Annotated in this window: 18 protein-coding genes; 6 read left to right on the forward strand and 12 right to left on the reverse strand. The window is 56.3% G+C overall.

The genetic code is table 11. From position 1 onward, the window contains the following. Positions 1–59: 59 nt before the first annotated feature. The 3 genes from ACLBWT_RS00805 to ACLBWT_RS00815 all read right to left on the reverse strand — a co-directional run bounded on the left by ACLBWT_RS00805 (position 60) and on the right by ACLBWT_RS00815 (position 3,615). Positions 60–788, reverse strand: a complete 729-nt coding sequence (locus ACLBWT_RS00805) for an amino acid ABC transporter ATP-binding protein (RefSeq protein WP_447661216.1) — start codon at positions 786–788, stop codon at positions 60–62. Beyond that, positions 781–2,217: an amino acid ABC transporter substrate-binding protein/permease gene (locus ACLBWT_RS00810; protein ID WP_447661217.1), complete on the reverse strand. Its 1,437-nt coding sequence runs from the start codon at positions 2,215–2,217 to the stop codon at positions 781–783. Before ACLBWT_RS00810 ends, ACLBWT_RS00805 begins: the two co-directional genes overlap by 8 nt. A 231-nt stretch (positions 2,218–2,448) precedes the next feature. Next, the gene (locus tag ACLBWT_RS00815) at positions 2,449–3,615 is read right to left on the reverse strand and encodes a phosphodiester glycosidase family protein (protein WP_447661218.1); all 1,167 of its coding nucleotides are present in this window, start codon (positions 3,613–3,615) and stop codon (positions 2,449–2,451) included. Between the two features lie 187 nt (positions 3,616–3,802). Between ACLBWT_RS00815 and ACLBWT_RS00820 the strand changes: the two genes are divergently transcribed. Next, positions 3,803–4,114 carry a hypothetical protein gene (locus ACLBWT_RS00820; RefSeq protein ID WP_447661219.1) on the forward strand — a complete coding sequence of 104 codons (312 nt, stop codon included), beginning with the start codon at positions 3,803–3,805 and terminating at the stop codon, positions 4,112–4,114. Positions 4,115–4,225: 111 nt separating this feature from the next. On the opposite strand, the gene ACLBWT_RS00825 is transcribed toward ACLBWT_RS00820, so the two are convergent. From ACLBWT_RS00825 to ACLBWT_RS00835, 3 genes are all read right to left on the reverse strand, one after another. Further along, positions 4,226–4,978 (reverse strand): glycoside hydrolase domain-containing protein, encoded by a 753-nt coding sequence (locus tag ACLBWT_RS00825; protein ID WP_447661220.1) that lies wholly within the window; start codon positions 4,976–4,978, stop codon positions 4,226–4,228. Positions 4,979–5,287: 309 nt separating this feature from the next. Continuing rightward, positions 5,288–6,781, reverse strand: a complete 1,494-nt coding sequence (gene miaB / locus ACLBWT_RS00830) for a tRNA (N6-isopentenyl adenosine(37)-C2)-methylthiotransferase MiaB (protein WP_447661661.1) — start codon at positions 6,779–6,781, stop codon at positions 5,288–5,290. 534 nt (positions 6,782–7,315) lie between these two features. Continuing rightward, positions 7,316–7,900 carry a hypothetical protein gene (locus ACLBWT_RS00835; RefSeq protein WP_447661221.1) on the reverse strand — a complete coding sequence of 195 codons (585 nt, stop codon included), beginning with the start codon at positions 7,898–7,900 and terminating at the stop codon, positions 7,316–7,318. A 622-nt stretch (positions 7,901–8,522) separates the two neighbouring features. Here ACLBWT_RS00835 and ACLBWT_RS00840 point away from each other — a divergent pair. After that, complete coding sequence (locus tag ACLBWT_RS00840; RefSeq protein ID WP_447661222.1) at positions 8,523–9,794, forward strand: IS110 family transposase; 1,272 nt, start codon at positions 8,523–8,525, stop codon at positions 9,792–9,794. A 514-nt stretch (positions 9,795–10,308) separates the two neighbouring features. On the opposite strand, the gene arr is transcribed toward ACLBWT_RS00840, so the two are convergent. Then, positions 10,309–10,755 (reverse strand): NAD(+)--rifampin ADP-ribosyltransferase, encoded by a 447-nt coding sequence (gene arr / locus ACLBWT_RS00845; RefSeq protein ID WP_447661223.1) that lies wholly within the window; start codon positions 10,753–10,755, stop codon positions 10,309–10,311. A 207-nt stretch (positions 10,756–10,962) separates the two neighbouring features. After that, positions 10,963–12,393 (reverse strand): DHA2 family efflux MFS transporter permease subunit, encoded by a 1,431-nt coding sequence (locus ACLBWT_RS00850; RefSeq protein ID WP_447661662.1) that lies wholly within the window; start codon positions 12,391–12,393, stop codon positions 10,963–10,965. A gap of 283 nt (positions 12,394–12,676) precedes the next feature. Here ACLBWT_RS00850 and ACLBWT_RS00855 point away from each other — a divergent pair, with 283 nt between their 5' ends. Further along, the gene (locus ACLBWT_RS00855; RefSeq protein WP_447661224.1) at positions 12,677–13,276 is read left to right on the forward strand and encodes a TetR/AcrR family transcriptional regulator; all 600 of its coding nucleotides are present in this window, start codon (positions 12,677–12,679) and stop codon (positions 13,274–13,276) included. Positions 13,277–13,344: 68 nt separating this feature from the next. Here the strand turns inward: ACLBWT_RS00855 and def are convergent, their stop codons facing one another. From def to ACLBWT_RS00875, 4 genes are all read right to left on the reverse strand, one after another. Further along, the gene (def, locus tag ACLBWT_RS00860; protein WP_447661225.1) at positions 13,345–13,860 is read right to left on the reverse strand and encodes a peptide deformylase; all 516 of its coding nucleotides are present in this window, start codon (positions 13,858–13,860) and stop codon (positions 13,345–13,347) included. A gap of 222 nt (positions 13,861–14,082) precedes the next feature. Next, entirely contained in the window at positions 14,083–14,397 is a 315-nt protein-coding gene (locus ACLBWT_RS00865) for a GrpB family protein (protein WP_447661226.1), read from the reverse strand. A 36-nt stretch (positions 14,398–14,433) separates the two neighbouring features. Beyond that, positions 14,434–15,150: a class I SAM-dependent methyltransferase gene (locus tag ACLBWT_RS00870; protein ID WP_447661227.1), complete on the reverse strand. Its 717-nt coding sequence runs from the start codon at positions 15,148–15,150 to the stop codon at positions 14,434–14,436. A gap of 36 nt (positions 15,151–15,186) precedes the next feature. Further along, the gene (locus ACLBWT_RS00875) at positions 15,187–15,861 is read right to left on the reverse strand and encodes a TetR/AcrR family transcriptional regulator (RefSeq protein WP_447661228.1); all 675 of its coding nucleotides are present in this window, start codon (positions 15,859–15,861) and stop codon (positions 15,187–15,189) included. A 175-nt stretch (positions 15,862–16,036) separates the two neighbouring features. On the opposite strand from ACLBWT_RS00875, the gene ACLBWT_RS00880 reads away from it, so the two are divergent. The 3 genes from ACLBWT_RS00880 to ACLBWT_RS00890 all read left to right on the forward strand — a co-directional run bounded on the left by ACLBWT_RS00880 (position 16,037) and on the right by ACLBWT_RS00890 (position 18,772). Beyond that, on the forward strand, positions 16,037–17,218 hold the full coding sequence (locus ACLBWT_RS00880) for a YhgE/Pip domain-containing protein (RefSeq protein WP_447661229.1): 1,182 nt from the start codon (positions 16,037–16,039) through the stop codon (positions 17,216–17,218). Between the two features lie 269 nt (positions 17,219–17,487). Continuing rightward, entirely contained in the window at positions 17,488–18,225 is a 738-nt protein-coding gene (locus ACLBWT_RS00885) for an MBL fold metallo-hydrolase (RefSeq protein ID WP_447661230.1), read from the forward strand. Continuing rightward, complete coding sequence (locus tag ACLBWT_RS00890) at positions 18,203–18,772, forward strand: TetR-like C-terminal domain-containing protein (protein WP_447661231.1); 570 nt, start codon at positions 18,203–18,205, stop codon at positions 18,770–18,772. Before ACLBWT_RS00885 ends, ACLBWT_RS00890 begins: the two co-directional genes overlap by 23 nt. Positions 18,773–18,788 lie beyond the last annotated feature (16 nt).

Consider the following 18,788-nt stretch of genomic DNA (forward strand, 5'->3'; position numbering starts at 1 on the left):
CCTCTCGCACAAAAAAAGCGTTCCGCCCGATCGAACAGGGGCGGAACGCTTTTTTTACTCTACAATACCTTGTCCAGGAAGCTGATCGTACGCTCATGCTTCGGACTGCCGAACACCTGCTCCGGCGAGCCTTCCTCAACGATGTAGCCGCCGTCCATGAAGATGACGCGGTCGGCCACCTCGCGGGCGAAGCCCATCTCGTGGGTGACGATGACCATCGTCATGCCTTCGCGGGCGAGATCCTTCATGACGCCGAGCACCTCGCCGACCATTTCCGGGTCGAGAGCCGAGGTCGGCTCGTCGAACAGCATGATGTCGGGGTTCATCGCCAGCGCGCGGGCGATCGCGACACGCTGCTTCTGCCCGCCGGACAGCGAGGCCGGATAGGCATTCGCCTTGTCCGCCAGTCCGACCCGGTCGAGCAGCTTCAAAGCGGCGGCCCTGGCTTCCTCCGTCTTCAGCTTGTTCAGCTCCACGGGAGCGAACATGATGTTTTTCAGCACCGTCATATTGGGAAACAGGTTGAAATGCTGGAATACCATGCCGATATTCTCGCGAACCTTGTTGATGTCCGTGCGGCGGTCGTTGATGTCCATCTCGTCCACGATGACCGTGCCTTCCGTGATGTCCTCCAGCCGGTTCAGGCAGCGCAGCAAGGTGCTCTTGCCGGAGCCGGAAGGTCCGATGACGCAGACGACTTCGCCTTCCTGGACCTTCAGGTCGATGCCTTTGAGGACATGGTTCGTGCCGAAGCTCTTTTTAAGTCCGGTGACGCTGATTTTACCCATTCTTGATCTTCCTTTCCATCCCGTCGGCAATCTTCGTCAGCACCGTGATGACGATGAGGTACATGACCGCTACCGTGGCCCAGATGTTGAACGACTCGAACGTGCGGGCGATGACGATCTTGCCCGACTGGGTCAGCTCCACGAGTCCAATGACGGACAGAATCGACGTATCCTTGAGCGTGATGACCATCTGGTTGATGAAGGATGGGATCATGACCTTCACTGCCTGCGGGATGACAATTTTGATCATCGACTTGCGGTAGGACAAGCCCAGCGAGCGCGCCGCTTCCATCTGGCCGCGGTCGATGGACTGGATGCCGCCGCGGATGATTTCCGTCATATATGCGCCGGCGTTGAGCGAGAGCGTCAGGACGGCCGCCAGGAAGAGCGGCATCTTGAAGTCGAGCGCCTGCGGAATGCCGAAATAAATGAAGAACGCCAGGACGATCAGCGGTATGCCGCGGAAAATATCCACGAATACCGTGGCGATGCCGCGCAGCCAGCGATTGCGGCCGACCTTCATGAAGCCGAAGATCAGGCCCAGAATGAAGGCGAAGAAGAGCGATACGATCGTGTACAGCAGCGTTTTGCCGAGTCCCTTTAGCAGCGCCGGCAGCGATTCGACGACGAGCGCCCAGCCGGTTTTGTTCTCGGAAGCTACCAAGTATTTGTTTTTAATTTCGTCCAGCTTGCCGTTCTGTTCCAGATTCGCAAAGCCTTGGTTGAATTTTTCCAGCAGCTCGGCATTTTGGCCTTTCCCTACCGCAAACCCATAGGAAGCCCCTTCGGTCCGCTCTCCGACCGTTTTCAGGCCGTTGTTCTGCTTGACGCCATACTCCAGCACGGGATAATCGTCGAAGCAGGCGGCCGAATTGCCGCCCTTGACCTCGTCGTACATCTGGGCGGAGTCATCGAAGGGCACGAGCGTGAAGCCGTATTGGGCGCTGATGGATTCCGCATACGAATATCCTTCCGTACCGGTTTTGACGGCTACCCGCTTGCCCTTGAGGTCCTCATAACTCTTGATGGAGTCGTTGTCGGCCTTGACAGCCATGATGACCCCGGACGTGAAGTACGGAGTAGAGAAGTCGAACTTCGCCTTGCGCTCGTCGGTGATGCTCATGCCGGCGATGACGCCGTCCACCTGCTTCGCCTCCAGCGCCTGCACAGCCGCGTTGAAGCCGAGCGGCTTGATGTTGACCTTGAAGTTCTGATCCTCGGCGATCGCCCGGATCAGATCCATGTCGATGCCGACATACTGTCCGCTCACGTCCTGGAACTCGAACGGAGCGAACGTGACATCCGTGGCGATGTCATACGTTTTGACGGCCTGCTCGGCCGCCGACGCCGGCTGGGCATGCCCGGCCAGTCCCGTCGCGGCAAACAGCATGACTGCAATTGTAAACCATAAAGTGCGCAATGATTTCATACAGACCTCCGCATTCTTTTTCAAACAGTACAAATGTTTATAAACGAGTACCCCTCGATTTACGCACTCGGGGATTTTTCATTGTACCAAATTTCGCAGCCGTTTGCGAAATGTCTCACGATTAGCATGCCAAAAAGCCCCGGCGGAATACCGGGGCCCGCTTCATTCTGGTCCAGCCGTTATAAAGGCTTTTATCCTTGCGGAGCTGCGGATCGAAGGCATCCGCCAGGATCATTTCACCAGACGCACCATTAAGGCGTTGCTCAGAAGACGGCCCGGCCTCGTCAAGTACTTGCCGTCGTAATAAAGGCCGCTCGATGCGCCGCCGTCGAGGTTCATCGCCTGCCAGGCGCCAAGGCTTTTCATCACGGCCGCCAGCTGCGGAATGGTCGCGCCTCCGGTCGTGACGATGATCAGCTTGTGGTCGCGGGTCAAGCCCAGCGCGCTGCGGGAACCGCCGCCCGTCAAAATCTTCGGATCGCGGAAGCCTTCCGTCTTGGGATCAATCGCCGCTGCTCCATCCTTTAGCAGCCTTGGTCCTGCCTGCACCGCTCCGTCCACGCCGCCGTCCGGATAGCGGGCTTCGAACTCGGCGCCGGACAGCAGCTCGGTCAGCATATTGGAATCGAAGGTGACGACTGTCTTTTTGTCGCCGGAGCTCTTGTAGAGAATCTGCCCTCCATTGAACAGATATCCGTATGGATTTTTGACGCTGGAATCAGTATACGCATCGAAGAAAGCTCCGTTGACGGCGAGAACCGCCCCTCCGCGCTTCGCCATCGCCGCCAGCTCTTCGGTACGGCCCGCCTTGCCTCCGGCGACAGCCACCTCCAGGTCGACGCGGGGGTCCATCAGCGACACCGTCGCCGTCTGGACGGAGAAGCTTCTGCCTGCCGCCTTGACCGACTTGCTTTCGATGACGATCGGCTTTCTCGCCACGCTGAAGGCGCCTCTCGGCACGAGCGGCAGCCTGAGCTTCCCGCCGTCCAGGGACAGGGACACGGCATTAGCCGACAGGAGCCGTTCCGTCCCGATGCCGAATTGCTTGCTCATAAAGGAAAGAGGCACATAAGCAGCCCCGTTTTCCAGAAAAGGAGCTCTATTCAACGAGGCCTTCTCCCCGTTTGCGACGGCTTCTTTTTTGCCGATCGTCAGAACAGCCTTGCTGCCGTCCCGCACAATTTCGGCCTTCCCTTGGCCTGCGTCCCAGGACACGCTGATTCCGGGCAGCTGCTTGAGCGCGCGGAGCGGCACGAACGACGCGTCGGCGTCCGTGTATCCGTATGTTTTCTCCGCCGCATGAGCCGGCACGGCTCCCAGCGCCAGGCCTGGAAGCAGCGATGCTGCCGCCAGCAGCAGCATCCCCCTCGATTTTCGGCTTGCAGATGCTTTCTTCATTGCATGACTCCCTTTCGTTCCAGCCTTGCTGTAGTCGCGGACCAACCGCAATGAAATCGCGGTCCAACCGCCTTATCTATGTCGACCTCAAGGCTTGCCGCTGTTAGTCTTTTTCCAGAAGAAAGGGAGGATTTGGAAGGATCGGAGCAGAAACTATCTTTCTGACGCTCATGAAATGGGGGGTCCAATGAACCGATTCAATGCCATCGTTCTCTTTGTGGCGGCTCTATCCTTGGTCATGCTGATCGTTGGCGGCATCCATCTGGATCATTCCGTCCAGTGGGGCTCCGAGCAGGCCGGGCTCTATCTGGCCAACAACGGCGGCAGCATGGATACGGCCCAGTTCCATATCGTGCTCGTGCTGCAGAACTTCATCCTGCAGATCCGCTGGAAAGGCATCCTGCTTGCGGGCATGGGAGGCTTGACGTTTTTTGTCTCCGTCCTCCTGCTGCTTGTCAAAAACATTCCTGCTTTCATCAGGATTGAAAACAGGGCATAACAAAAAGCTCCCCTCGCAATAGCAGGCTTTTTATCCTTTCACCTGTCTACCGTATGGGGAGCATATCAACTTCCGGCTGCCGCTTGCTCTTCTCTTCGCCTCCCGACGGAATCAGCCCCTGTCGAGCAGACGGGACAGAATGACCGCCATTTCCGCACGCGTAAGCGGCTGATCCGGCTTGAAGGTTCCGTCCGGGTAACCTGCCATCAGATTTTCTTTTACCGCTCTCTCGATCGCCGAGCTCGCCCAGTAGCTGTCCGGAACATCCTTGAATGCCGATGCCATTGTATTCCACCATCCTTCTCCTCCGAATGATTCGTTGAAATCCACCGTCATGCCCGCAAGCTTCTGATCGTTGCTGTACTGGTGGATATTGGCGCGGCTGCTGAGCTTGCCCCGGCTCCAGGAATACGTCTGCCAGTACGACTGGGCCGCTCCTCGCCTGGCCATCTCCTCCACGACGGCATAGGAGCCGTACACGCCGATCCGATAAGCCGGAATTTGCGCCCGGGCCGCTTTCAAATAAGCCTCGATAGCGTCAAAATCCGATGCCTGGGCATCATAGTCGACGGCGAAATAGATGACGCTGCCGGCCGGCTGCCCGACGGCTTGCGCCTCCAGAAGCGCCGCCGCTCCGTCGGCCTTGCCGGCCGCCGCTCCCGATGCCGCGCGGTTGTTCGCCGTCTCGTATACGGAGACGATCATCATGCCCGCTCCCGTAATGGCCTCGGCCTCGGCGCGCGTCAGCCTCTTCCAGGCATACGCCGCAGGCACGAGGTAGCGGCAGGCGAAAACATAACCGGCCGCGGCCGCCGCCTTGGCCGTTGAAACGGTCAACGGAACCGCGCAATCGATTCCTTTCATTTCCCTCTCCTCCTTTCATACGAGCTCTCCCTATCAGTCTATGATCGGATTTTCGGATTCTCTCGGGCTGACGCCGCTCGTCCTTCAAAAATATCTCGCTGACGGCCGCTCTACTTCAAGTTGATAGGGAAATCGCCGTGAAGAGAAGACGCATATTGCCCTGCCTGAGGACAGGCAGCCGGCGTCCAGGCTGGACGGGCGTGAACCTTTTGTTTTATACCAAATGGCGTCCAGACTGTACGAGCGTAAACCCGGCTTATGTCTCATACCAAAAAAGCAGGCTGCCGCGCAGCCTGCTCCCAATGGATTTCAACCCGCCTCGCTCGTCTCCGCCGCGATCTCGCCCTTGATGTACCAGGTGTGGGCATCGACGATCCTCGCCTGGACGAACTGTCCGATCAGCGACTTCGGCCCTTCCAGATGAACGAGCTTGTTGCTGCGCGTGCGCCCGGACAGCACATCCGGCCGGTTCTTGCTTTCGCTCTCGACCAGCACTTCAACCGTCCGCCCGAGAAGCGCCTCATGGGCTTCCCGGCCGATCTCCGCGAGCAAGGCATTCAGCCTCGTCAGCCGGGCTTTCTTGACTTCTTCCGGCACGTCGTTGTCCATGCCTGCAGCCGGAGTTCCCTCCCGCGGCGAGTAGATGAACGTATAGGCGAAGTCGAACCTGACCTCGCGAACGAGCGACAGCGTCTCTTCGAACTGCTCCTCCGTCTCGCCGGGAAACCCGACGATGATGTCGCTGGTCAGAACCGCGTCCGGAATCGCCGCCCGGATTTTGCCGGCCAGCTCCAGATACGCCTCCCTCGTATACTTGCGGCTCATCCTCTTCAGCACCTCCGTGCTGCCCGACTGGACGGGCAGGTGGATATGCTCCACGAGATTGCCGCGCTGCGCGAGAACCGAAATCAGCTGATCATCGAAGTCGCGCGGATGGGAGGTCGTGAACCGGACCCGCGGGACGGCGATGCCGGACATATCCCGCATCAGATCTCCGAAGCGGTAGTCTATATCCTCGAAATCCTTGCCGTAAGCATTGACGTTCTGGCCGAGCAGCGTCACTTCCTTGAAGCCTTGCGCAGCCAGCTCCCGGACCTCGGCCAGCACATCCTCCGGACGGCGGCTGCGTTCCTTGCCGCGCGTATACGGAACGATGCAGTACGTGCAGAACTTGTCGCAGCCGTACATGATGTTCACCCATGCCCGAAGCCCCTCGCGCTTCTTGGGCATGTTCTCGATGATGTCGCCTTCCTTGGACCATACCTCGACGACCATTTCCTTGCTCAGCGCCGCTTCCTCGAGCAGATGGGGCAGCCGATGGATGTTGTGGGTTCCGAAGACCATGTCGACGAAGCCATGCTTCTGGAGAATGCGGCCGACGACCGTCTCCTCCTGCGGCATGCAGCCGCAAATGCCGAGCAGCAGGCCGGGCCGTTCGGTCTTGAGCTTTTTAAGATGCCCCAGCTCGCCGAACACCTTGTCTTCCGCATTCTCGCGGATCGCGCAAGTATTGAGCAGGATGACGTCCGACAGGGCGTACTCGTCCGTCGCCTCATACCCCATCTGCTCGAGTATTCCCCGCATCGCCTCGGTGTCATGCTCGTTCATCTGGCAGCCGTAGGTGCGGATCAGATAGCGCTTGCCCTGGCCGAAATCCTTCATCCGCTCGGGAATGCGGAATCCCCGGTGGATCTCCACCTCTTCCTTGCCGCGCCTCTTCTCCTCCTTGTAGGATGGAGCCGAGCCGATCTGGATCGTGCGGCCGTTGATCCGGTAGGCCGTCTTGCCGTCCTCCTGGCGCATAAGCTTGGCGTTCGAAAAATCAAAATACTTGGAGTAGTCCTTGGACAAAATGGTTTCCTCCTCTTATGTACCGGCATCGGCCGAAAAGATGCTTGCCCTGCTCTATTCTATGTTCCGAATGGCTTCATCTTACCATGCTCCGCATGCCGCAGTAAGGAGGGGCTCCCAGAGATCGCTGCCCGTCCCGAAGCCCATGCATGCTGATGCCCGATGAAAATAAAGATTTAGACTGGATTTGTTGGTCCTACGCTGATTTTGAATTGCTAAATCGTCAGACTCGGAATAATTAGTTCTAGACTGTTCAAATATAAAACCAGCGGCAGATTAGGACCTGAAAATAAGTCCTAGACTGCTGCTGGTTCATTGAACTAACGTTCCCCGTTAGCTCAATGATCAATGTCCAACATACCATTTATAATACGGATCACCGTATCGTATCTAAGCACAAAGTAAAGTTCAACCACAAAATATATCTACTTATAATGAAAAAGCCACTCCTGACAATGGAGTGGCTTTTTTGGATAGAACTTCCCTTTATAAAGTGATTCCTCTGTTATGTAGCAACCAATTCGTAAAATCATCTTCGTTATAAACGCTGTCTTCAATAACCGCATTGTATATATCTACACTATAAAATTTCTTTCGATACAAAGGATGACTATATAATCTGTTCTTCAACTTCAAAATTGCCTTCCTTTGCATCACATCAATTTTGGATTTCAATTCATGTATCTCCAACTCTCTTCGAGCAAAATCTTCGGAAGAAATCACCCAAACATCAACTTTCCAATCATTTGAATATATAAATGTGTAGCAACCCCAGTAATATCCTAGAGGTAAGTGTTCTGTATGTCCAATTAACTCATTACGATAATTCATCTTGGATGGTTTAATACACAGAGCAAGTTCCTTTCCTAATTCAAAAAAGCTATTTACATCCATTTCATCATCGGCTAGATATATATCTAAGTCCCTCCATGTCATTAATTCCAAGAAGTAACTTCCACTTACTAATGCTTTTCCAAATTTATTGAATACGTGCATTAGACCATTCTCATATAAAATTCCATCCGCTTCACTTTTAATAATGGAATTAAGTTCTTCTAGATCAGCAATCATCATTTCCCTCCAAATTTATAGAACTTGTATATAAAATCATTCTTTCAAGTCCAAAGAACCAACACTCACATTATACCATATATTGTAAATTTCATTATTATCGTATCGCTTCAAATTTCACTAAGAGTCGGTCGCTGGAAGTGCATACGGCATATCTGAAAACAATAAACACGAAAAAGATGTAAACCATGCCCCCACTCCTTACACCTCATCAGAACAACTAGAATCCATTCTGACGGCTTGTAAGCTTTCACATGACAGTTTATAGGTCAGAGAACCGAAGTCCGTTTACTCCCGCTTCCGCCATCCTCACAATGTCAAAAACTATATTTATTGAAATGTTGTTTGAAGGAAGAACATCAACTTGCAAAATCTTAAATTTGTGGTTTGAAATGTTTCAAATTTAAATCAACGTATTTTGAAATATAAAATTAGCCAACAAACCAGTAAGGTTGTAGGCTAAATTACGGTGAACCTTATCATAAATGTCACCACGCTATCCTGCCCGTTAGGATTCCTGTAGAGCGTTAATTTTGCACTTTGCACAAAAACGAGCGACTCCGGTACGATGGGGTAGTCACGGGTCATAGCCCTTTAGCCATCATAAGGAGGTCGCTCTATCTTGAAGTTTAAAGCGCAAACCAAACAAAATCAACTGCTCGAACGCATTTCAACCCAGCACCTTGTCGTCGGTATCGACATTGCCCAGCAAACCCACGTTGCACGCGCCGTCAACTTCCGTGGAATTCTGCTCGGCACTACGCTTCACTTCTCCAACGACGCCGCCGGCTTCAGCCTACTGCTGCAGTGGATGAAAGATTTGCAGGAAACGCACCAACTAAACGACACCATAATCGGCATGGAACCAACCGGCCACTACTGGCTCAGCCTCGCGGCCTGGCTCAAAGACCGCAGCCTCGAGGTCGTGTTGGTGAATCCTCATCTCGTCAAAAAGAACAAGGAAAACCGCGACAATACACCATCTAAAAGCGACATCAAGGATGCCTTCGTTATCGCCGACATGGTGAAAAACGGCTACTACACATTTATCAAAGAATCCAGCGAAGTATTCATGGAACTGCGCGTTCTCATGGCAAACCGGGAGACAATCGTCCATCGTCTCGTCAGCGTCAAGAACCAGATCCACCGCTGGGTCGACATTGTGTTCCCCGAGCTGCGGCAGGTATACAAACACCTCATTGGCTCCGGATCGCTTGCAACCCTGCGTCTCTTTCCTACGCCTGCCGATCTTCAAAAGCTCACCGTTCGCCAGTTAGTCGACGGCTGGAAAACGGTCATGAAGCGGCACAGTGGTGAACGAAGAGCTGGCGAACTACTGGCTCTGGCAGCGCGCTCAGTCGGCGCCAAGCATGCCGAGAAAGCCTACAAGCTTCATCTGCAACAGCTGCTGGCCGAATACGATCTGGCTACGGAGCAGCTGCAGGTAATCGAGGATGAAGTGGCGGCTGCGCTGGCCCGGATCCCACTGGCCAAGCCGCTGCTGGCCATTAAGGGCATGAGCATCTTGTCTGTCGCCGGCATTCTGGGTGAAGCTGGCGACCTCAGCGGCTATGCACATGGCAATGCGTTGCTGCGGCATGCCGGCCTCAACCTAGCTGAAGCGAGCTCTGGCAAATGGAAGGGCCAGATGTCCATCAGCAAACGTGGCCGACCAAGGCTTCGGCATGCCCTGTTCATGGCAACCATGGCCCTCATCATGAACGATGTATCGTTTAAACGACAGCATGAAGTGAATGTGAAGACGAAAAGCATGAAGCCAATGCGCTCAGTGATGAAGCTTTGCGGCAAGCTAGCTCGCCTTATAGTTGCCATGGCACAGAGCGGCGAAGCTTACGAACCGGATCGTGCTCATCCTATGAAACAAGCTGCTTAATCGCTTCTCAATTAGCACGAATACTGGCTTATTCGCGGGATCTCAAGACTGCACGGAGTACCGGATTGCGTTCAACAAAAGGGCACAGACCCGTACCGTTAGGATAACCGGCCTCCACCCACCGGATAGGCGTAACGAAGGAATGAAAGGGCATCGACCCGTCGAGAAATGGGAGTGAGAGCCTCCGGAGGTACGTGGAGCAGCGTGCAACAGAGCAGTAAAAAAGGAGCGAAAACTCGCCCCTTCTGTTCCCGCATGCGCTTCGGTTGCCGAATTGGACGGTACATCCCCTCTTCTATCCGGACAGCGATTTATCCTTTGGGGAGATCCTGCGAATAAGCGAGCATTCGTGAGAAAACTACATTTTACCGAGGGAGTTGAGCGAAGGCTGCGGATCAATTGCGATCGGCAGCCTTCATTTTTGTTGATGTTATCGTTTCACGATAGCTCAATGGCGGACATCAGTATCAAATATAGCGTTTAATAGATGTCTACTGACCATTAAACAATTAGGCTAATTTAGAATTTCGCCTTTATCTATTTTCGCCAAACGTTCTCTCCAAACTGCGAGTTGTTCAGGCGTTTGTCGCACCCAATCTTTCACTTCGCCAACAATTTTTAGTGGGGCTGTGCTGCGATATGATCGCGTCGGATTGCCTGGAAATTTCTTGTCCGTCACATTTGGATCATTTTCCCAGTCGCCAGTCGGCTCAACGAGATACACGCGCGGTACACCATTGCCTTTTGCCAACTCAGCAGCTAACCCAGCCCCATCACGCAAAGCTGTAAAATAAATGTGATTCATCACAACATCGGGATTGTAATTTGAGCGAAAGCCAGCTGTGAGCAAGTCTCCAATCTGCAAATCTGCTCGTGTCCCATGATAATAAGGACCTTTGTCAAGACTTTCAGCCATCTCTCCACCACCCCTAAATTCAGTCAGATAATCTAATTTTATCATGAAATCTTGCCCGTCACCTTAATGCCAACTGCCAGTCTACAACTTCATTTTCACGGTCTAAACCTTTATTTTTCAGTCTAACACTTTATTTTCACAGAACAGCTGGGCCTTGAGGCCCGGACAGAAAAAAAGACGCCTTCCTTCGCGAAAAGGAAAGCCGTCTTGATAGGCTGCTTGCGGAGGCCGGCAGCAGCTGCCGCGGGCTCGTTAAGCTTCTTGTACGGCCGACTTCGTCGCCGTGCTTGTGGACTCTACTTCTGTCACTTGCTTGACTTTCTTGATGAAGAAGGAAAGGACCAGCGCGACAACGCCGATGCAGACGATGACGAGGTAGGCATCGTTGATGCCTTGGATGGAAGCTTGCATCGCCAGCTGCTCTTTTGTCTGGGCCGCGCCCGATGCCATCATCTCCTGAGCATGCGTTTTGGCGCGGCTGGACATGACGGTAATGAGCAGGGAAGTGCCTACGGCGCCGGCTACCTGCCGCACCGTGTTGGAGATGGCCGTGCCATGCGCATTAAGCCGGTTCGGCAGCTGGTTCAAGCCTGCGGTCTGCACCGGCATCAGCAGCAGCGCCATCCCGATCCTGCGGCCTGTAGACATGAGGACCAGATACGTATAGCTGGTGGAGTCCGTCAGGTCCGTGAAGCCGATTGTCGTCACGATGGTGATGATCATGCCTGCGACAGCCAGCCACTTGGCGCCGAAGCGGTCGAACAGCTTGCCGGCGACCGGCATCATGAAGCCCATGACAAGCGCGCCGGGAAGCAGCAGCAGGCCGGATTCGAGAGCCGTGTAGCCGCGGGCATTTTGGAGATAGAGCGGAAGCAGCATCATATCCGCGTACATGACCATCGTAATCGCGACATTGATGACCGTCGTCAAGGAGAACATATTGTACTTGAACGCCCGCAGGTCAAGCAGCGGGCTTTTGGAGGTCAGCTGCCGCACCGAGAACAGGACGAGAGCCAGCACGCCGGCAACGATGGTCGCGATGACTTCCGAGCTCGACCAGCCTTTGCCGGCGGCCCGGCTGAAGCCGTAGAGCAAAGCGCCGAAGCCGACGGTGGACAGCAGAACGCTGAGCATGTCGATCTTCGCTTGGCCCCGCTCCGATACATTCCGCAAGAAGATGAATCCGCAGACGATGACGATAAGAGTAAAGGGAATCATTCCGTAGAACAGCGTTTCCCAAGCGTAGTTTTCCAGAATGTAGCCGGCGAGAGTCGGGCCGATAGCCGGGGCGAAAATGATGGCCAGACCCATCATCCCCATGGCGGCCCCCCGCTTCTCCGGAGGGAACAGCGTCAGGATGACATTCATGAGCAGCGGCATGATGATGCCTGCGCCTGCCGCCTGGATCATCCGTCCGGTCAACAGGACAGGGAAGCTATGCGAGAGAGCCGATACGATCGTTCCGACAAGGAAGATCATCATGGAGGCCTGGAACAGCTGCCTCGTCGTGAACCGCTGCATGAAGAAAGCCGTGATCGGGATCAGCACCCCGTTGACGAGCATATAACCCGTCGTCAGCCACTGCGCGGTCGCAGCCGTAATGTTGAAATCGTTCATCAGTTCCGGAGTGGCGACGCTCATGATCGTTTGATTCAGCGTCGCTAAAAAGGCTCCCAAAATCATGATGAACAAGATCGGTCCCTTTTTTATGTTACTGGCGTTCAATTCCTTGCTTGTGCTCAACTTGCTCCATCCTCTCCAAACCTATAATCTAGACTTAATTTACAATGTGTAAGATAATCGACACTGTATAAATTAGATTATATTCAGAAAGCAGTATCTTACAAGTAACGCATCGGGGCAAAATGTAAACTAGTCATCACATTGTGGATATATGTCGTCCAATTCGCACATTACAGACATAAAACGAATTATTGTAAAGTATCTGATGAAGGAGCCAAAAACCATGACAGATCCCGCCAAGCCTCGTGTCGATCCCCGAGTGCTCCGTACTCGGCAGCTGTTGAAGGATGCTTTGATCGATCTCCTGCAAGAAATGGATCTCGAAAAAATATCCGTCAACCGGATCGCGGAGCGCGCAACGATCAACCGCGTCACCTTTTATTTGCACTATCGCGATATACCCGACATGCTGGAGAAGATGGCGGACGATATGGTGGATGATATCCAGCGGGTATTGAACCAATCCGCGGTAAACGACCGATCGCCGGAAGAAGCCGAATCGCTCAAGCTGGTCAATCTTCTCCAGCATATCGCGGAGCATGCCAAATTCTATAAGATCGTTCTCGGCTCGAAACGGACGCCGGTGTTTACCGAACGCTTGCTCAAGATGCTGTCGGAATCGATCGCCCTGCGGATCGAACGGTCGGGCGGCGATTCTGTCCTCTCGAAATCGGGCACCCCAAAGGATATTGCGATCTGGTACGGATCCGCGGCCCTGATCGGAACGATCGTAGCTTGGGTGAGGAACGACATGCCCTATTCGCCGGCCTTTCTGGCCAAGCATTTCTCGATCATGTCAAAAACGAACGACGCGATGGAATAAAAACGCCAGGCTCCCGAACGGATCCCGGATTCCGAACGGATCCAGATCCGCTCAGGCCAGCCCAGATCTCAAGTCTTCCGGCTCAGCTGCAGGATCGGAAGGAGATCGGCCCTTCGTCCCGTGCGCTCCTCGGTCAGCCAGTTCTCGCGGACGTGGTCGACATATAGGATTCCGTCCAAATGATCGATCTCATGCTGCATGCAGCGGGCCAGATAGCCTTCTCCGTGCAGCACGGCAGTCTCGCCCGACCGGGTCAGCGTTTTGACCCGGACCTTCTGCGAGCGGGTCACATTGCCGTAATACCCTGGCAAGGAGAGACAGCCCTCCGCTCCCGTCTGCTCGCCTTCCCGGTGGATGATCTCCGGATTGATGAGCTCGATCAAGCCCTCTCCGCAGTCCATGACGATGAGGCGCCGCAGGATGCCGACCTGAGGAGCGGCAAGTCCCGCCCTGCCCTCCCGGGCGTACAGCGTCTCGGCGAGGCTGTCGAGGTAGCGGATCGTGCGCTCATCGACACTGTCGACCTCGCGGGCCCTGCGGCGGAGAATGGGGTCTCCGAACGGCAAAATTTCTTTTACGGCCATCACTCAGGCTCCCTTCGATGCATGCGGCGCGGCGTGCTTCCCGCCAAGTTCCCCGGCAGGGACGCCAGCGCCGAGCAGATCAACTTCAGCTGCTGTTAAAGTACGGTGAACATGGCAATCCGGCAAGCCGATTGTTTGTTTGGATCCAACCTTGCGATGCCCTGGAATGAAGCTGCCGCTCCTTCAGCTATGTGCGAGGCGGCTCCACGCTGGATCTCCGCATCAAGCCTGAGCCTCCTTGCCCTGGTTCTGCCTCCCGGCACTCTCCATCACGGCTGTGATGAACAGCCCCTTATGAACCGTATAAGCGGCCCGGTCATCCCGGTACCGGCTGGCCAGCTCAGCCTTCAGCCCGGCATACTGAGCCAGCAGATCCGGATCGCTGCGCAGGCAGTCGCGGAACCGCAGATTGCCGTTCCACCTCCTACTATATATATGCCGGGATTGGCCGCGCTCCACTCCGAGGGTCCTGCTCAGGCCGTCCGAGCGGATGAAACCGAGGGCAGCCGGATAACCGAGGCCTTTCGCCGCTTGCACCTGCCATCCCCATAACAGACATCCGTTCCTGTCTGCCTATCCTGTTTCCGATCTTTTTCTGGCCGCCCAGGTCACGACGTCGCTGCTCAGGGAGACCGGCACTCCGTCGCGCTCGATTTCCAGCTCGTAAGGCTTCACGGCGTGACGCAGCAGCTCCCAGCCCCGGTACTTCTCCGCCAGCAAGGATCCCAGCTCCTCCGCATCCAGCAGCAGCTCGAACTTCGGATCCAGCTCCTCCCCCGTCGCCAGGCTGACTTCCCTGACGCCTGCATTGACGATGAGAGCGTGGATGCCTCCCGTTCGCGTCCCTGCCTCCATGTCATCGAGCACTCTTCCCAATGAGTCCATGGAATCCAGATGCTCCAGGCTGGAGACGGAAAAGATGTAGTCGTACAGGTCGGGCTCGATGTGAAAGGCTGCGATATCGGATCGATGAAGCTCCAGCATCTCCGCCACCCCATGCTCGCGGCCGTACTTCTCCAGCTGGCGGATGGCGGATTCCAGCAGATCGACGCAGACGACCTTGCCTCCGGTGCCGGCCAGCCGCGAAGCCAGCGGTATGCTGTTGCGGCCGACCCCGCAGCCCAGATCGAGCAGGCGCAGACCGCTCCGGCGCTCCAGCTGCCCGAACAGGTCGATAACGGTCCGCACCGGCTTTTCCAGCCAGGAGCCGCTTTGAAACAGAATCCTATTTTCGTAGCAGTCGTCATGGTATCTCTTTTCGTAATCGCGGATGAGCTGCAATCGATTCATAGTAGTACCTCCCGGACTGTCCAACGATCTGGATATTCAGGACGGATTCGACGGCCCATCCCCATTCATTCCTTCCCCGCCTACCCGCGTCCCGCCGCCGGGAGCCTCCTTCAAGCCGAGCGCGACGAGCGGCCCATAATGCATGGTGCGGATCATGATTCTCGCCATCTCTTCGGAGGTCAGGTTCATTCCCGACCCGATCCAATGCATAAGGAGGCCGAAGTTCGCCGACGTCACATACGCGACGAAATAATCCGGCGGCATGGTCGATTTGCGCTCCGGCATGTCTTTGGCCTTTTCGTAGATATGCTCCGTGAACAGCTGGCGGAACCGCAGGGCATAGGACATGTCGCCTTGCGTCCCGAACATCGCGCGGAGAAAGTCGGCATGCGCCGCCAGCGTGTCGAAGATGGCAACGCTCTGGGGATAAGCCTCATCCCGATCGGCATACGCCCACGCTTCCGCCTTATCCAGCTTCTCCACCTCGGTCCGGATCCGGATGAACACCTCGTCCTTCAGCTGCTGGAGCATGTCCGGCACGTCCCGGTAATGCAAATAGAACGTTCCCCGGTTGACGTCGGCGCGTCCGGCGATATCGGTCACGGTCACGTTCTCCGCTCCCTTTTCCCGGACGAGGCTCATAAGGGCTTCATAAAGCAGCTGTTTCGTGCGGGCTCGTCTCCGATCCGGCTTTCCTGTGTTTGAATGCATGTCTATTCCTCCCGGATCAAGTTGTTGCTGAACACTTCCGCCGATCATGACGAATACTCGACATTCCGTTGAAATGTGATGATTGTGCTTTTTGCTCCCCTCATTATAATTAACAACGTGCTTTGTATTCAACAAAGTGTTCATTTACACATAGAGAAGGAGTGGATAGGGAATTATGGCCATCTTCAAGCAAAAAATGGTATGGATCGGAATGATCGTCGTTCTGGCCGTTCTCGCCGTGTTCGGAGCCGCAATGATGGGGTCCGTGCTCGGCACGAAGCCGAAGGAGGTGCCTGCTGCTCTGGTGATCCTCGACCAGCCGGCGGATCTTCCCGGCGGAGGCTCGCTTGCGGTCGGCGAGAAGCTGAAGGAGCAGCTGCTCTCCAATGACAAGCTGCCGATCAAATGGACCGTCCTCGATTCGGAGCAAGCCGCCCGCCAGGCTTTGGACGCCAGAGAATACTATGGAGCGCTCATCCTCCCCGCCGATCTCAGCTCCGGCATCGCCTCGATATCCGGCGCCGCGCCGCAGCAGCCGACCGTGCGGATTCTCGTCAGCGAAGGCTTGAATGCGCAAGCCTCCACTGTCGTCCGGCAAGGACTGGGGCAGGTCATGAGCATGGCGGGAGCAGAGCTGTCCAGATCGATGCTCGCCGGAATCGCCCAGAACTCGCAGCAGCTTCCGGTCGCCGCCGCTCAGGCGCTTCTGGCCCCGATTCAGGTGCAGGAAGAAACCGTTCATCCGGTCGGCGCCAACAACGCTTCCGGCAGCGCGCCCGGCCTGCTTACCCAGATCATGTGGATGGGCAGCCTGGTCAGCGCCATGATGCTCTTCCTGGCCGGCGGCAAAGCCGTCCAGGACGGAGCGGCGAGGCCGGCGGCAATCGCTTGGCAGCCGGTCATCGGCATCGTGATTGCAGGCATCGCGTCGGGATTCCTCGTGTGGACCGCCTCCTCCTGGTATGGCATGGAGCTCGCGCACTCGCTGGACACCTGGCTGTTCCTCTGGCTTGCCGCCGCCGCCTTCTATATGCTGCAGTCCGCGCTGCTCAACTGGATCGGATACCCCGCGATGGCGATCCTCGTCCTGCTCATGTTCTTCTCCATGCCGCTGCTCAACATGGCCCCGGAATTCCTGACGGAGACATCCCATTTCTGGATCTACTCCTGGACTCCGCTGCGGTTCGCCGCTTACGGCTTGCGGGAAGTGATGTACTTCGGCGGCCTGGACTCGGCCGGCGGCAGCGCCTCCGTGCTGGCATGCATCGCCGGCGGATGCCTTCTGGCGCTGCTGGGATCGGGATGGAAGAAATCCCGGACCGGCAGCAAGGCCGACACGGTCCCGGCGTCGGCGTGATGGCCGGGCTTCTTTTCCGAGCCGGCTTCGGGTATCCTGACAGGACAGACAGCGGCAGAACCGGGCTCGACGCCCATGCGGTTCTGCCGCTGTTTTTTTGCCGGCGGCATCCGCCGACAGGGACGGACCGTTTGCCGCTTCCGTCCGCCCTCGGCAAGGAAGGAAAGCAGTCCAGTACAGAGCTTGCGAAAAAAGGGCTTGCAAAAACTAATTGCATTAGTTTATATTAAAGCTAATTAGATTAGTTTTAGTGAAGGAGCGGATTCTGTATGAAAACGGTTCGGAATCAAACGGTTCACCAGCTGGCCTTTCTCCCCCGCCTGTTCCCGGTCAATGCTTATTTCGTCGAAGAAGAAGACGGGCTGACGCTGATCGACGCCGCGCTTCCGTACAGCTCGAAGGGCATCCTGGAGGCGGCCGCATCGATCGGCAAGCCGATCGCCCGCATCGTGCTGACGCATGCACACGGCGACCATGTCGGAGCGCTGGACGCCCTCAAGGCGGCGCTGCCTCATGCTACCGTCCATCTGTCGGCCCGCGACGCAAGGCTGCTGGACGGAGATCTGTCCCTCGACGAAGGGGAACCGTCCACTCCGATCCGCGGCGATATTCCGAAAAACCTGAAAACCCGCCCAGACGCGCTGCTGCGGGACGGCGACGTGATCGGCTCGCTGACCGCCATCGCCGCTCCCGGACACACTCCCGGCTCGATGGCGTTCCTCGATGGCCGCAACGGGGCGCTGCTTGTCGGGGATGCGTTCCAAGTCCGCGGCGGCTTCGCCGTCAGCGGCCAGATGCGGATTCTGTTCCCGTTTCCCGCCATGGCTACCTGGAACGCGGATGTCGCGCTGGAGTCTGCCCGCAAGCTTGCCGCGCTGAAGCCGACGCTCCTCGCAGCCGGCCACGGACGCATGATGCGGCAGCCCGGAGCCGCTCTGCAACAGGCCATCCGGCAAGCCGAATTCCGCCAAGGAGTCAAAAGCCATGTCGCCGCGAATCGGTCTTGACCAAGCAGCGCTGCTGGGAGCTGCAGCCGAGCTTGCCGACGCCCAAGGCTTCGAGGCCGTGACGCTGGCGTCGCTGGCCCACAAGCTGAACGTCCGCTCTCCATCTCTCTACAATCATGTGGCCGGCCTGCCCGAGCTCCGGCGGCTGCTCGCCCTGAACGCGCTGGAGCGGCTGAACGGCCGCCTCGTGCTGGCGCTCGACGGCAAGCAAGGCGACGAGGCCATGCGTTCGTTCTGCGCCGCTTATCTGGAGTTCGCGCGGAATCATCCGGGACTGTACGAAGCGGTCCAGAGGGCTCCCGAGCCGGAAGACGAGCAGCTTCAGCAGGCCGGCGGAACCGTCGTGCGGCTTACGCTCGAGGCGATGTCCGGCTTCGGGCTGCAGGGCGATGCCGCCATCCATGCGGTTCGCGGCATCCGCAGCCTGCTGCATGGCTTCGCCTCGCTGGAGAGGATCGGCGGCTTCGGCATGCCGCTTGACCTCGACGTCACGTTTCGCATGCTGGTGGATACGTTTATGGAAGGCCTCCGGCAATTGGCAAAATAATCGAAGCGGCGCCCGG

This window comes from Paenibacillus sp. D51F, assembly GCF_053345695.1.